Origin of the sequence: Pseudomonas sp. IT-P100, assembly GCF_949767185.1 — a bacterium.
In the GTDB taxonomy this organism is placed as follows: Bacteria; Pseudomonadota; Gammaproteobacteria; order Pseudomonadales; family Pseudomonadaceae; genus Aquipseudomonas; species Aquipseudomonas fluorescens_B.
Genome location: NZ_CATKQK010000044.1, coordinates 325,960 through 339,804 on the forward strand (window position 1 = coordinate 325,960; position 13,845 = coordinate 339,804).

The window sequence follows — 13,845 nt, forward strand, 5'->3', positions numbered from 1 at the left end:
TCCGCCGCCATGAATAGAACTCTCTACACCGCGCTGTTTTACCTGGGGCTGCCACTGGTAGCGATTCGGCTATGGTTGCGCTCGCGCAAGGCGCCGGCGTATGCCAAACGCATCGGCGAGCGTTTCTCCCTCGGGTTGCCAGCGATGAAGCCGGGCGGCATCTGGGTACACGCGGTGTCGGTGGGCGAAAGCATTGCCGCAGCGCCGATGATTCGCGCGTTGCTGCAACGCTATCCGGCGCTGCCGATCACCGTGACCTGCATGACCCCGACCGGCTCCGAACGCATCCAGGCGATGTTCGCCAGCGAGCCGCGCATCCAGCACTGTTATTTGCCTTACGACTTGCCGTGCGCAGCGGCGCGATTTCTGGACCGGGTCCGGCCAACACTGGCGGTGATCATGGAAACCGAACTCTGGCCCAACCATATCCATCAATGCGCCAAACGCGGGATTCCCGTCGCTCTGGCCAATGCACGACTATCCGAGCGTTCGGCCAAAGGCTATGGCCGTTTCGGCAAGCTGACCCAGCCGATGCTCGCCGAGATGAGTCTGTTCGCGGTGCAGACCGAAGCCGAAGCCCAGCGCTTCCGTGAGTTGGGCGCCCGTGCAGAAACCGTTGAAGTGACCGGCTCGATCAAGTTCGACCTGACCATTGATCCGCAATTGCTCCTGCGCGCCGCTGAGCTCCGCGGGCAATGGCAGGCTCAGGAGCGTCCGGTGTGGATCGCCGCCAGTACTCACGACGGTGAAGACGAAGTGGTGCTGGCGGCGCATCGGCAGTTGCTGGCCGGTCATCCCGATGCGTTGCTGATTCTGGTGCCGCGTCACCCGGAGCGATTCAACTCGGTGTTCGACTTGTGCAAGCAGCAGGGTTTCGCCACGGTCCGTCGTTCCACCGGCGAGCCGGTGACCGCAGGGACTTCGGTGTTGCTTGGCGACACCATGGGCGAGTTGCTGTTTCTTTATGCCTTGGCTGATAGCGCGTTTGTCGGCGGCAGTCTGGTGCCGAACGGTGGCCATAACCTGCTGGAGCCCGCCGCCCTGGCGAAACCGGTGCTCAGTGGGCCACACCTGTTCAACTTCCTCGAGATCGCCGCGCAGTTGCGCAGCGCCGGCGCGTTGCAGGAGGTGGAGGATGCCGAAGGGCTGGCCCTGGCCGTGCAGCGACTGTTCGAATTGCCGCGCGATGCGCAGCGGATGGCGCAGGCGGGGTTGAAGGTGATGCGCACCAATCAGGGCGCGTTGCAGCGGTTGCTGGAGGGGTTGGGGCGGTTGATCGACAAGCCCTGAGTCTGTCACTGAAATAGTGTGGCGAGGGAGCTTGCTCCCGCTCGACTGTGAAGCAGTCGTGAAATCAGCCGTTGCGGTCTATCTGACAGACCGCGTGCTCAGGGTTTGGGGCCACTTCGCAGCCCGGCGGGAGCAAGTTCCCTCGCCACAGGTTAGCCCTGCCGCAACGCTCCCTCAGGGCCGGGCTTTGAGCTGCTCTGCCGCAGCCTTGGCCAGATCCGGTGGCAGGAAGTCCTTGTCCGGGTTGTAGTCGGCCTTGAGATAGCGCTTCAGATCCTGCAAATCCCCCGGGTTCAACGTACCGGCGGCCTGCTTCAGGCGCAGGTTGTCGAGGATGTAGTCGTAGCGGGTGTTGTTGTAATTGCGCACCGAGGTGTACAGCTGACGCTGGGCATCGAGCACATCAACGATGTTTCGCGTGCCCACCTGATAACCGATTTCGGTCGCTTCCACTGCGCTCTGGTTGGAGATGATCGACTGTTTGCGCGCCTGTACCTGTTCCACATCGGTGTTCACCGCGCGGTGCAGGTTGCGGGTGTTTTCCACCACTTGCCGACGCAGGCCTTCACGCTGTTGTTCAGTCTGGCCCAGGCGCGAGTACGACTCGCGCACCTGCGAACTGGTCAGCCCGCCGCTGTAGATCGGGATGTTCAGTTGCAGGGCCAGCGTGCGCTGCTCGACGGGGCCGCCATAAGACTGGCGGAAGGCATTCGGGTTGCTGAAACCGAAGGCGTCGTTGTCGCCTTTCTCATACTTGGCCACCGCATCCACCGTGGGCGCGTGGCCAGCCTTGCGCTGCTTCAGGGTTTCTTCGGCAGCGCTGACCGCGTAGTTGCTGGCCAGCAGATTCAGGTTCTGTTTGGCAGCGGTGTCGACCCAGGCCTTGGCGTCATTCGGGGCCGGCGGCAGGATCGGCAAGGTGTGGACGATGCCCTGGATCGAGTTGTACTGACGGTTGGTCAGGGTGATCAACGCTTCAAATGCATCATCCACCTGGCGCTGGGCAACGATCCGGTTGGCCCGTGCCGTGTCGTAACTGGCTTGCGATTGCAGCACGTCGGTCTTGTCCGACAGGCCGACATCGAAGCGCTCGTTGGACTGGTCGAGCTGGCGCTTGAATGCCGCTTCTTCAGCCTTGGTCGAGGCCAGGGTGTCCTGGCTGCGCAGCACGTTGAAGTAGTTTTCAGCGGTTTGCAGAATCAGGTTTTGCTCGGTCGCCGAGAGTTGCAGGGCTGCCTGCTCATTGACGTCCTTGGCGGCCTGATACTGGAACCAGCGATCGGCACGAAACAACGGCTGAGCCAATGTCGCCTGATAGGAGTTGGCGCTGCGGTTGGCGATGGCCGCCGGTTGATCGATGTCGGTGCGCACGTTGGCCACCTGGGCGCCGCCGGAGATATTCGGCAGCAGGCCGGCGCGGGCCTGGGGCACGACTTCTTTCTGGGCGCCGTACTGGGCGCGGGCGGCGGCCAGGTCGGCGTTGTTGTCCACCGCTTCCTGGTAGACGCTGACCAGATCGGTATTGGTCGATAAGGGCGCTTCTGCTGCCCAGGCCATTCCATTGGAAGCACAAGACACGGCAAGGGCCAGTGAAAGTTTGCGCAGCATGCGGCCATCCCTAAAAATTACGCTGATAATTTGAGCGCCAAAGGTACGGCGCAGGCCACGTAGCGTCAATGCGCTGCATGGCCGATGCGAGTGTAGTTGCACGCTCGTTCCGCAACAATCCTGTAATTGCGCCATTCATCATGGTGTTTACAGCGGTGTTGGCGTTCTTTGCCACTTGTGTCTAGACTGGCCGGGTTCTTGTCGGGGTGCCTTGCTATGAGGCTGAGATCGAATAATTTCGGATCCCGTTGAACCTGATCAGGTTAGCGCCTGCGTAGGGAACAAGATTTCTCGTCACCCGGCGAGTCCTCTTGTGCTTCGTCCGGGATGTTGTTCGACAATCGAACACCCCTCGAGCACTGAGCACAGCACCAACAGCGATGTCATGGCTGATTGGTCGCGTCCATTCGTTACAGGTTCGCTCCGACAAAATTCCACTGCCTGGAAGCTGTCTGGAGAGCCCGTGATGACGATAAAATTAAAAAACACTACGAACCTGAGTGACTCGGCCCAAGTCGATCAACAATCGGTTCAGCCGTTTACCCGCTCGCAAAAAATCTATGTCCAGGGCTCTCGTCCGGACATCCTCGTGCCGATGCGCGAAATCAGCCTCGACGTGACCCCGACCGACTTCGGCGGCGAGATCAACGCGCCGGTGGTGGTGTACGACACCTCGGGCCCGTACACCGATCCCAACGTCATCATCGATGTGCGCAAAGGCCTGGCCGATGTGCGTTCGCCGTGGATCGAATCCCGTGGCGACACCGAGCGGCTGCCTGGCTTGAGTTCCAACTTCGGCCAGGAACGCCTCGCCGATGCCGAGCTGACCAAGCTGCGTTTCGCCCACGTCAACAACCCGCGCCGCGCCAAGGCCGGGGCCAACGTCAGCCAGATGCACTACGCGCGCAAAGGCATCATCACCGCCGAGATGGAATACGTCGCCATCCGCGAGAACATGAAGCTCGAAGTGGCCCGTGCCGCCGGGTTGCTGGACCAGCAACACGCCGGTCACAGCTTCGGCGCCAGCGTACCGAAAATCATCACCCCCGAATTCGTCCGTGACGAGATCGCCCGCGGTCGCGCAATCATTCCGGCCAACATCAACCACACCGAACTGGAACCGATGATCATCGGCCGTAACTTCCTGGTGAAGATCAACGGCAACATCGGCAACAGCGCCTTGGGTTCGTCCATCGAAGAAGAAGTGGCGAAACTGACCTGGGGCATTCGCTGGGGTTCGGACACGGTCATGGACCTGTCCACCGGCAAGCACATTCACGAAACCCGCGAGTGGATCATCCGCAACTCGCCGGTGCCGATCGGTACCGTGCCGATCTACCAGGCCCTGGAAAAAGTCGGCGGCGCTGCCGAAGACCTGACCTGGGAGCTGTTCCGCGACACGCTGATCGAACAGGCCGAGCAGGGCGTCGACTACTTCACCATCCACGCCGGCGTGTTGCTGCGCTACGTGCCGCTGACCGCCAAGCGCGTGACCGGCATCGTTTCCCGTGGCGGTTCGATCATGGCCAAGTGGTGCCTGGCGCACCATAAAGAGAACTTCCTCTACACTCATTTCGAAGACATCTGCGAAATCATGAAGGCCTACGACGTCAGCTTCTCGCTGGGCGACGGCCTGCGTCCGGGCTCGATTGCCGACGCCAACGACGCTGCGCAATTCGGTGAGCTGGAAACCCTCGGCGAGCTGACCAAGATTGCATGGAAGCACGACGTGCAATGCATGATCGAAGGCCCCGGCCACGTGCCGATGCAGTTGATCAAAGAGAACATGGACAAACAGCTCGAGTGCTGCGACGAGGCGCCTTTCTATACCCTCGGTCCTCTGACCACCGACATTGCGCCGGGCTACGACCACATCACCTCGGGTATCGGTGCGGCCATGATCGGCTGGTTCGGTTGCGCCATGCTCTGCTACGTGACGCCGAAGGAGCACTTGGGCCTGCCGAACAAGGATGACGTGAAGACCGGGATCATCACCTACAAGATCGCCGCGCATGCTGCCGATCTGGCGAAGGGACATCCGGGCGCGCAGATTCGCGACAATGCCTTGAGCAAGGCGCGCTTCGAATTCCGTTGGGAAGACCAGTTTAACCTGGGCCTGGATCCGGACACCGCCCGTTCGTATCACGATGAAACCCTGCCGAAGGATTCGGCCAAGGTCGCGCATTTCTGTTCGATGTGCGGGCCAAAATTCTGCTCGATGAAAATCACCCAGGAAGTCCGTGAGTACGCGGCCAACCAGCGGATCGAAACCATCGATGCCGAAGTCGCCCAGGGATTGGCGGAACAGGCCGAGCGGTTCAAGCAGGAAGGCAGTCAGCTGTACAAGAAGGTTTGACCTGACCTGAAAAGGTGGGGCCTGTAAGGGCCCCATCGCCAGCAGGCTGGCTCCCACACTGGATTTGAGGTGTTCACAAGTCCCCTGTGGGAGCCAGCCTGCTGGCGATAGCGATCCACACAACAACAAATGTCCCTCTGAGATAACACCCCTTGAGCATTCAACCCAGCACTTATTCCCCTGACATCGCGGTGCCGACCGACAAGCGTGTCTTCGGCGGACGCGATCTGTTTTCCCTGTGGTTTTCCCTCGGCATCGGCCTGATGGTTTTGCAGACCGGCGCATTGCTCGCGCCAGGTCTTGGCCTGTCCGGTTCGCTGTTGGCGATCTTCCTCGGCACGCTGGTCGGCGTTCTGCTGCTCGCCGCTGTCGGCGTGATCGGCAGTGACACCGGCCTGTCGTCGATGGCCGCGCTCAAACTCAGCCTCGGCAAGCGTGGCGCGAGCCTGCCCGCGGTGCTGAACCTGCTGCAACTGATCGGTTGGGGCTCGTTCGAAATCATCGTGATGCGCGACGCTGCCAGCCTGCTTGGCGCCCGTGCGTTCAGCGAAGGCAGTCTGTTCACCAGTCCGCTGCTCTGGACGTTGTTCTTCGGTGCCTTGGCGACTTTGCTGGCTGTCAGCGGTCCGTTGACCTTCGTGCGGCAGATACTGCGCAAGTGGGGCATCTGGCTGTTACTGGCGGCGTGTATCTGGCTGACCTGGAACCTGTTCGCCAAGGCCGACCTGGCCGCGTTGTGGGCGCAGGCTGGTGACGGTTCGATGCCGTTCGCGGTGGGCTTCGACATTGCTATCGCGATGCCGCTGTCGTGGCTGCCGCTGATTGCCGACTACTCGCGTTTCGGCAAGCGGGCGAAGAACGTTTTCGGCGGTACGGCGATCGGCTTCTTTATTGGTAATTTCTGGCTGATGAGCCTGGGCGTGGCCTACACCCTGGCGTTCGCGCCGAGCGGTGAAGTGAACGCCTTGCTGTTGGCCCTGGCGGGTGCGGGCCTGGGGATTCCGCTGCTGCTGATTCTGCTCGATGAGTCGGAAAATGCGTTTGCCGACATTCATTCGGCGGCCGTCTCCAGCGGGATTCTGTTGCGCTTGAAAGTCGAGCACTTGGCGTTGGCCATTGGTGTGGTCTGCACCCTGATCGCCTTGCTGGCGCCGTTGGCTCAGTACCAGAACTTCCTGTTGTTGATCGGTTCGGTGTTTGCGCCGCTGTTCGGCGTGGTGCTGGTGGATCACTTCATCTTGCGCAAACGCAGTGCTCGTGTGGCGTCAGCTGCATTGCGCTGGCCGGCGTTGCTCGCCTGGTTGGGCGGGGTGAGCACCTATCACTTGCTGGCCAATCTGTATCCGGACATCGGCGCAACCCTGCCGTCGTTGATTCTGGCAGGGCTGCTGCAGCTGGTGCTGGGCCGGGCCTTCAGTTACGGCCGGGAAACAGCTCGGGCTTGAGAATGCCGTTCAGGCGCGGGTAGGGGATCTTCAGTTCGACGTGGCCCAGCGCGTAAGGCGCGATGGTGCTCACTTCGTACTTGAGGATCACCCCGCCGTAGGTCAGCGCCACGTTCTGGGTTTTCTGGAACGGCCACTGCTTCACGAACTCCGGCTCCTGATCGAGCTTGGTGCTGATCAGCCAGCTGTTGTGCGCCACCTGCGCCGCTTTCCAGAATGCTTCTTCCTGCCCCGGCACCAACATGTCGGACAAGGTCAGCACTTTATGCTGCTGGCGCGAATAGTTGATGAAACTGCGACCCGGCGTGCCATGCGCACCGCCGGTGTCCAGGTAGCTGGAAAACTCAACGATCACCAAGCCGTCATGCTGCTCACGTACTTTCGCTTGCAGGTAACTGCTGTAGCGTGGGCCGGCAGTGCGCAAAAACTCATCGCGATAAGCCGCCAGCGTCGGTGCCGCGGGGGCGTCGGGTGAGGTGCGGGTCATTTGCAGCAGGCGTTTTTCGACGATGCCGTCAAGCTGAGGCTCGGCGGGAAAGCGCAGCGTATCAATGTTTACCAGCGGGCACTCGGGTGTGGTGCAGCCCGGTTTCAGCGTTTCGGTCGCGTCGCGGGTGGTTTCCAGCGGCGCCCGGTAGTTGGGCTGGAACAGACTCTGGCAAGCGCCCAGGGTCAGGGCGATTGCGGCCACGGAGGCGATTTTAAAAAGCGACATGGGCGTCCTTCATAAAACAGGGAAAGGCGAAAAGTTAACCGCTTCGACTCTCAACGAAGCAGTCAGTTCGCCACTAAGCTAATTAGAGTTGGTTTCGCCCTCACCGTCTATCCCGCTGACGGGAAAGGGGCTGCATCAAACGTCACGGGCGCGTTAGGATGGCGCGAAGTCGAGGCAGGAGCCTCGCTGCACATACGAGGATAGTCATGACTGATTTTGCCAACGCCATTCCGACCGCCGTCGATATCGTCCGGCGCGAAAAGTGCTACGAGGGCTTTTACAAGCTTGATCGTGTGCACTTGCGCCACGAGTTGTTCGCCGGTGGCATGAGCCGCGAAATCAATCGTGAAGTGTTTGTTCGCCACGATGCCGTCTGCGTGCTGCCTTACGACCCGCAGCGTGACGAAGTGGTGCTGATCGAGCAGTTTCGCGTCGGTGCCATGGGCAAGACCGATAACCCGTGGCTGATCGAGCTGGTCGCCGGTCTGATCGACAAGGATGAAGTGCCGGAAGAGGTTGCTCACCGCGAAGCGCAGGAGGAAGCTGGGCTTGTATTCGGGGCGCTGTGGCCGATGACCAAATATTTTCCATCGCCGGGCGGCAGCAATGAATTCGTGCATTTGTACCTGGGGCGTTGCGAGACAACCGGGGTCGGCGGCCTGCATGGGCTGGAGGAAGAAGCAGAAGATATCCGCGTTTCGGTCTGGGCGTTCGAAGACGCGCTGCAAGCCGTACGCGACGGACGTATTGCCAACGCGCCAAGCATCATTGCCTTGCAGTGGCTGGCTTTGAATCGCGTTGAAGTGAGGGGGCTATGGTCGTAAACAAGCTGCGCGATCGTTACAGGGTCGACCTCGTGGGGCTGCAAGCCTCTTGCGAGGCCAACTACGCGCGCCTGATGCGACTGTTGCCGGACATGCGCAACGAACCGGCGGCGCGGCGCATTGCCGTGACCCATGGCGAGCAGATGCTCGGCGTGCTGGCGCTGGAAGTACTGCAGGTCTGTCCGTATACCACCACCCTGCAGGTGCGCCAGGAGCACAGCCTGCCGTGGTTGCCGGTGCCGCAACTGGAAGTGCAGGTCTATCACGACGCCTGCATGGCCGAAGTGGTCAGCGCCGAACATGCGCGACGCTTTCGCGGCATCTATCCTTACCCGAACGCCGCGATGCATCAGCCGGACGAAAAGGCCCAGCTGAACATGTTTCTGGGGGAGTGGCTGAGCCATTGCCTGGCGCTGGGGCACGAGTACGAAGTCGTTCGTTGACGTTGTTGTGAACTGCGTCAGGTTCGCGCGTTTCCTCTTTTGACCATCCCCCAGCATAATTGCGGCACTTCATCATCCCGTGATTCAGCCCTGGGAGATCGCCTTGCCGAGCGTATCCACATTGACCACCGCCGATCCGGCGTTGCTGGTGCAACTGTCCGACAGCCATCTGTTTGCCGAGCCCGACGGTACGTTGCTGGGCATGAATACGCGCGACAGCCTGCAAAAGGTCATCGAGCTGGTCAGGCTGCAACAGCCGCAGATCAATCTGATCATCGCCAGTGGCGACCTTTCCCAGGACGGGACGCTGGAGTCGTACCAGCAGTTTCGCGACCTGACCCGACAGCTCGATGCACCGGCGCGCTGGATTCCTGGCAATCACGATGAACCGCAGATCATGGCCGAAGCCGCGACTCACAGCGCTTTACTGGAACCAATGGTGGATATCGGTAATTGGCGCGTCACCTTGCTTGATTCCGCGGTGCCCGGTTCGGTGCCGGGGTATCTGCAGGATGAGCAACTGCAACTGCTGGCCCGCTCGTTGAGCGAGGCGCCCGAGCGGCATCATCTGGTGTGTTTCCATCATCATCCGGTGCCGATCGGGTGTGCGTGGATGGAGCCGATCGGGTTGCGCAATCCAGAGGCGTTGTTCGCGGTGCTGGATCGGTTCCCGCAGGTGCGCGCTGTCTTGTGGGGGCATGTGCACCAGGAAATTGATCAGGATCGTAATGGCGTACGCCTGTTCGCCTCGCCTTCTACCTGCATTCAGTTCGAGCCGGGGAGCGAGGATTTCAAGGTGGGGGAGCAGGCGCCGGGATATCGATGGTTGCGGCTGTTGCCGGATGGGCAGATTGAAACCGGCGTGGAGCGTGTAACTGGCTTTGATTTCACGGTCGATTATGGCTCCAACGGCTACTGAATATCTGCGGTGCTGCCATCGCCAGACGGCTGGCTCCTACTCTGCGTCGTGCACAAATCCCTGTGGGAGCCAGCCTGCCGTCGATGGCGTCCGCTCAGACGATATCAATTCCACGGATATCCCCGATTCCCCCGACACCCTGTAAACTCCGCCTTCTTTACCCGACGCACAGGGAGTTCAAATGTCCGGTTCGATCCTTTATATCCACGGTTTCAACAGCGCGCCTTCGTCGAAAAAAGCCACGCAGTTGATCGAAGTGATGGAGCGTCTGGGCTTGAGCGATCACCTGCGCGTTCCAGCCTTGCATCACCATCCGCGCGAAGCCATCGGTCAGCTGGAACAGGCGATTGCCGAACTGGGGCGGCCACTGCTGGTCGGCAGCTCACTCGGCGGCTACTATGCGACTCACTTGGCCGAGCGCCATGGCCTCAAGGCCCTGTTGATCAATCCTGCCGTCAGTCCGCACCGGATGTTCGACGGGCACCTGGGGACACAGAAAAACCTGTATACCGATGAGGCCTGGGAATTGACCCACGACCACGTGACGGCCCTGGCCGAGCTGGAAGTGCCGGCGCCCCGGGACCCGCAGCGTTATCAGGTGTGGTTGCAGACCGGTGATGAAACACTGGATTATCGCCTCGCCCAGCAGTATTACCGGGCTTGTGCCTTGCGCATCCAGGCCGGCGGCGACCATGGTTTCCAGGGTTTTGCCGAGCGATTGCCGGCAATGCTGAGTTTTGCCGGCATCGGCGCAGATTTGTATCAGGCGATTGATTTCACTGCACTTTGATCCTTGCCTCTTATTCACAGAACATTGACGACGAGACCCCATGGCCACTCCCAGCGCTAGCTCTTATAACGCAGACGCCATCGAAGTCCTCTCGGGCCTCGACCCGGTGCGCAAACGCCCCGGCATGTACACCGACACCAGTCGGCCGAATCACCTCGCCCAGGAAGTCATCGACAACAGCGTCGACGAAGCCTTGGCCGGGCACGCGACTTCGGTGCAGGTCATCCTGCACGCCGATCACTCCCTGGAAGTCAGCGATGACGGTCGTGGCATGCCGGTGGACATTCACCCGGAAGAGGGTGTTTCCGGGGTCGAGCTGATCCTCACCAAGCTTCATGCGGGTGGCAAGTTTTCCAACAAGAACTACCAGTTCTCCGGCGGCCTGCACGGGGTGGGTATTTCGGTGGTCAACGCCTTGTCGACCGAAGTCCGTGTGCGCGTAAAGCGTGACGGCAACGAATACCAGATGACTTTCGCCGACGGTTACAAGAAGACCGAACTGGAAGTGGTCGGCACCGTCGGCAAACGCAACACCGGCACCAGCGTATTCTTCGCCCCGGACCCGAAATACTTCGACTCCCCGAAATTTTCCATCAGCCGCCTCAAGCACGTACTCAAGGCCAAGGCCGTTCTGTGCCCGGGGCTGCTGGTCAGTTTTGAAGACAAGGCCACCGGCGAGAAAGTCGAATGGCATTACGAAGACGGTCTGCGCTCCTATCTGGTCGACGCAGTCAGCGAATTCGAACGCCTGCCGGACGAGCCGTTCTGCGGCAGCCTGGCCGGTAACAAGGAAGCGGTCGACTGGGCGCTGCTGTGGTTGCCGGAAGGTGGCGACAGCGTGCAGGAAAGCTACGTCAACCTGATCCCGACGGCCCAGGGCGGTACCCACGTCAACGGTTTGCGCCAGGGCTTGCTCGATGCCATGCGCGAGTTCTGCGAATTTCGCAGCCTGCTGCCGCGCGGCGTGAAGCTGGCGCCGGAAGACGTCTGGGAACGCATCGCCTTCGTCCTGTCGATGAAAATGCAGGAACCGCAATTCTCCGGCCAGACCAAAGAGCGGCTGTCGTCCCGTGAAGCGGCGGCGTTTGTTTCCGGTGTGGTCAAGGACGCGTTCAGCCTGTGGCTCAATGCGAACCCGGAAACCGGCATGCTCCTGGCGGAACTGGCGATCAACAACGCCGGCCGTCGCCTGAAGGCGAGCAAGAAGGTCGAGCGTAAGCGCATCACGGCGGGACCGGCACTGCCAGGCAAGCTCGCCGACTGCGCCGGGCAGGACCCGATGCGTTCCGAGTTGTTCCTGGTGGAAGGTGACTCCGCCGGCGGTTCCGCCAAACAAGCACGGGACAAAGAGTTTCAAGCCATCCTGCCGTTGCGCGGCAAAATCCTGAACACCTGGGAAGTCGACGGCAGTGAAGTGCTGGCCAGCCAGGAAGTGCACAACATTGCCGTGGCGATCGGTGTCGATCCGGGTGCGGCGGACATGAGCCAGCTGCGTTACGGCAAAATCTGCATCCTCGCCGACGCCGACTCCGACGGTTTGCACATTGCTACGCTGTTGTGCGCGTTGTTCGTCCAGCATTTCCGTCCGTTGGTGGATGCCGGTCACGTCTACGTCGCGATGCCGCCGCTTTACCGTATCGACCTCGGCAAAGAGATTTACTACGCCCTCGACGAAGCCGAGCGCGATGGCATTCTCGACCGTCTGGTGGCCGAGAAGAAACGCGGCAAGCCTCAGGTCACCCGATTCAAAGGCCTGGGTGAAATGAACCCGCCGCAACTGCGCGAAACCACCATGGACCCGAACACCCGGCGTCTGGTGCAACTGACCCTGGACGATTTCGAAGCGACGTCGGAAATGATGGACATGTTGCTGGCGAAGAAGCGCGCCGGTGACCGTAAATCCTGGCTCGAATCCAAAGGCAACCTGGCCGAGGTTCTTGGCTGATGCGGGTTGGCCTTGCCCTGGCATGTGCGTTACTTCTGACCTCTGTTTCGGCGTTCGCCGAACCGGCACCGGAGTTGCGCCTGTTGTCCGAACATCCCGTGGAGGGCATGCGCGGCGGCAACCTGTCGGGGCTGGCGCAGTGCGGCAAGGATTTGTGGACGATTTCCGATCGCGACGACGATCAGATCTACCGACTCGAGACCGGCGATACGGTCTGGCAGGCGGAAACCGTGCGTATCGGTGTGCCGCCTGTGCCGGACAGCGGTTTGCCCTGGGGTTTGCGTTCGCGGACGTGGGCGGCGTCGTTCGTGCGGGGCGGGGATCTGGATTTCGAAGGCATCACCTGCGACAACGCCGGCAATCGCTACATCGTCAGCGAGTCCCACGCAGCGGTACTGCAAGTGCCGCCCGTTGGGCCGACGTCCTGGCTGAAGATCTCGCCGATGCTGGTTCGCGAAGCCCGGGCCAGTGGCATGTTGTTGCACTTCAACGCATTGTTCGAAGGTCTGGCGATCAACCCGGCCGGCGATCAATTGTGGTTGGCCGCCGAACGTGAGCGCCGTGGCCTGTTGTTGATCAAGCGTCAGCAAACGGTCTGGGATTGCGACGGCGGTTGTGTACTGCTGAGCGAAGCCGGCATGGAAATGCAGCCGGCGAAATTTCCCAAGGCCAGGGCAGTGTCGCGCGACTTTGCCGACCTGTCGTTGTTCAACGGCAAGCTGTTTACCCTTGAGCGCAATGCGTTCGAAATTTGCCGCCGTGACGCGGTGACGGCCAAGGTCGAGCGTTGCTGGTCGTTTGCCGACGAAGCCTTGCAGGATAACCGTCGTTATCCACAGGGCTATGGCCTGACGGAAGCACTGATCGTCGACGCCGATGGCGCCTGGGTCGGCATCGACAACAACGATGGTGCCCGTGCTGATGGCGAGTACCGCCCGATTGTCTGGCGCTTCGCCGCGCCTGAAGGTGGCTGGAGTGCCAAGCCGTGACGCCGCAAACGCCCGGGAAACGCGCGGGTCGGGTGTTCATGGTGCTGGCCTGGTGCGCAGCGCTGTTTCTGGCGACGCGGTTTTTCGGCCAATGGGAGGAGCGTCAGCAAAATCCCAATGTCGTCGTCAGCTCGGAACAGGGCGAAGGTTTTATCGAAGTGAAACTGGCGAGCAACACCCAGGGGCACTTCGTCGCCAGCGGCCAGATCAACGGCCAGCCGGTGGATTTCATGCTGGATACCGGGGCAACCGATGTGGCGATCCCGGCAGAAATGGCCGAACGGCTGAAACTTGAAAAAGGCTTCGGGGTGACCCTGAGCACCGCCAACGGTCGTACCGAGGGTTATCGAACCCGTGTCGACCGGCTGCAACTGGGCGACGTCGTGCTGCGTGATGTGCGCGCCATCGTCGTGCCAGGCCTTGATGGCAAGCAAGTGCTGCTCGGTATGAGTGCACTGAACAAACTTGAATTTACCCAGCGCGGTGGCACCATGCTTCTGCGCCAGACAACGAACCGATGA

Annotated in this window: 12 protein-coding genes and 1 riboswitch; of the genes, 10 read left to right on the plus strand and 2 right to left on the minus strand. The window is 61.0% G+C overall.

Going from position 1 to position 13,845, the window contains the following annotated elements; translation table 11 throughout:
* Positions 1-9: 9 nt before the first annotated feature.
* Positions 10-1,290 carry a lipid IV(A) 3-deoxy-D-manno-octulosonic acid transferase gene (gene waaA / locus ACM6IQ_RS23710; RefSeq protein WP_017336223.1) on the plus strand — a complete coding sequence of 427 codons (1,281 nt, stop codon included), beginning with the start codon at positions 10-12 and terminating at the stop codon, positions 1,288-1,290.
* Between the two features lie 174 nt (positions 1,291-1,464).
* Here the strand turns inward: waaA and ACM6IQ_RS23715 are convergent, their stop codons facing one another.
* Positions 1,465-2,898 (minus strand): TolC family outer membrane protein, encoded by a 1,434-nt coding sequence (locus ACM6IQ_RS23715; protein ID WP_414879984.1) that lies wholly within the window; start codon positions 2,896-2,898, stop codon positions 1,465-1,467.
* A gap of 192 nt (positions 2,899-3,090) precedes the next feature.
* Positions 3,091-3,196: riboswitch (TPP riboswitch) on the plus strand.
* Positions 3,197-3,364: 168 nt separating this feature from the next.
* Here ACM6IQ_RS23715 and thiC point away from each other — a divergent pair.
* On the plus strand, positions 3,365-5,254 hold the full coding sequence (thiC, locus tag ACM6IQ_RS23720) for a phosphomethylpyrimidine synthase ThiC (protein ID WP_150712245.1): 1,890 nt from the start codon (positions 3,365-3,367) through the stop codon (positions 5,252-5,254).
* Positions 5,255-5,406: 152 nt separating this feature from the next.
* Complete coding sequence (gene cytX, locus ACM6IQ_RS23725; RefSeq protein WP_017336226.1) at positions 5,407-6,699, plus strand: putative hydroxymethylpyrimidine transporter CytX; 1,293 nt, start codon at positions 5,407-5,409, stop codon at positions 6,697-6,699.
* On the opposite strand, the gene ACM6IQ_RS23730 is transcribed toward cytX, so the two are convergent.
* Positions 6,668-7,414 carry an RsiV family protein gene (locus ACM6IQ_RS23730; protein ID WP_414879985.1) on the minus strand — a complete coding sequence of 249 codons (747 nt, stop codon included), beginning with the start codon at positions 7,412-7,414 and terminating at the stop codon, positions 6,668-6,670. The genes cytX and ACM6IQ_RS23730 overlap by 32 nt on opposite strands.
* A gap of 206 nt (positions 7,415-7,620) precedes the next feature.
* Between ACM6IQ_RS23730 and ACM6IQ_RS23735 the strand changes: the two genes are divergently transcribed.
* The 7 genes from ACM6IQ_RS23735 to ACM6IQ_RS23765 all read left to right on the plus strand — a co-directional run bounded on the left by ACM6IQ_RS23735 (position 7,621) and on the right by ACM6IQ_RS23765 (position 13,845).
* On the plus strand, positions 7,621-8,238 hold the full coding sequence (locus ACM6IQ_RS23735) for an NUDIX domain-containing protein (protein WP_017336228.1): 618 nt from the start codon (positions 7,621-7,623) through the stop codon (positions 8,236-8,238).
* Complete coding sequence (locus ACM6IQ_RS23740; protein ID WP_017336229.1) at positions 8,229-8,681, plus strand: DUF1249 domain-containing protein; 453 nt, start codon at positions 8,229-8,231, stop codon at positions 8,679-8,681. The genes ACM6IQ_RS23735 and ACM6IQ_RS23740 overlap by 10 nt, the downstream gene beginning before the upstream one ends.
* A 103-nt stretch (positions 8,682-8,784) precedes the next feature.
* Positions 8,785-9,600 (plus strand): 3',5'-cyclic-AMP phosphodiesterase, encoded by an 816-nt coding sequence (gene cpdA, locus ACM6IQ_RS23745; protein WP_031318314.1) that lies wholly within the window; start codon positions 8,785-8,787, stop codon positions 9,598-9,600.
* 181 nt (positions 9,601-9,781) lie between these two features.
* Positions 9,782-10,390 (plus strand): YqiA/YcfP family alpha/beta fold hydrolase, encoded by a 609-nt coding sequence (locus ACM6IQ_RS23750; RefSeq protein WP_017336231.1) that lies wholly within the window; start codon positions 9,782-9,784, stop codon positions 10,388-10,390.
* 40 nt (positions 10,391-10,430) lie between these two features.
* A complete protein-coding gene (parE, locus tag ACM6IQ_RS23755) occupies positions 10,431-12,335 on the plus strand; it encodes a DNA topoisomerase IV subunit B (protein ID WP_017336232.1) in 1,905 nt (634 codons plus the stop codon).
* On the plus strand, positions 12,335-13,324 hold the full coding sequence (locus ACM6IQ_RS23760; RefSeq protein WP_017336233.1) for an esterase-like activity of phytase family protein: 990 nt from the start codon (positions 12,335-12,337) through the stop codon (positions 13,322-13,324). Before parE ends, ACM6IQ_RS23760 begins: the two co-directional genes overlap by 1 nt.
* Positions 13,321-13,845, plus strand: a complete 525-nt coding sequence (locus ACM6IQ_RS23765; protein ID WP_414879986.1) for a TIGR02281 family clan AA aspartic protease — start codon at positions 13,321-13,323, stop codon at positions 13,843-13,845. The genes ACM6IQ_RS23760 and ACM6IQ_RS23765 overlap by 4 nt, the downstream gene beginning before the upstream one ends.

Coding starts and splice junctions, on each gene's coding strand:
- waaA (WP_017336223.1), top strand. CDS start 10: ATGAATAGAACTCTCTACACCGCGCTGTTTTACCTGGGGCTGCCACTG.
- ACM6IQ_RS23715 (WP_414879984.1), bottom strand. CDS start 2,898: ATGCTGCGCAAACTTTCACTGGCCCTTGCCGTGTCTTGTGCTTCCAAT.
- thiC (WP_150712245.1), top strand. CDS start 3,365: ATGACGATAAAATTAAAAAACACTACGAACCTGAGTGACTCGGCCCAA.
- ACM6IQ_RS23730 (WP_414879985.1), bottom strand. CDS start 7,414: ATGTCGCTTTTTAAAATCGCCTCCGTGGCCGCAATCGCCCTGACCCTG.
- ACM6IQ_RS23735 (WP_017336228.1), top strand. CDS start 7,621: ATGACTGATTTTGCCAACGCCATTCCGACCGCCGTCGATATCGTCCGG.
- ACM6IQ_RS23740 (WP_017336229.1), top strand. CDS start 8,229: ATGGTCGTAAACAAGCTGCGCGATCGTTACAGGGTCGACCTCGTGGGG.
- ACM6IQ_RS23750 (WP_017336231.1), top strand. CDS start 9,782: ATGTCCGGTTCGATCCTTTATATCCACGGTTTCAACAGCGCGCCTTCG.
- parE (WP_017336232.1), top strand. CDS start 10,431: ATGGCCACTCCCAGCGCTAGCTCTTATAACGCAGACGCCATCGAAGTC.
- ACM6IQ_RS23760 (WP_017336233.1), top strand. CDS start 12,335: ATGCGGGTTGGCCTTGCCCTGGCATGTGCGTTACTTCTGACCTCTGTT.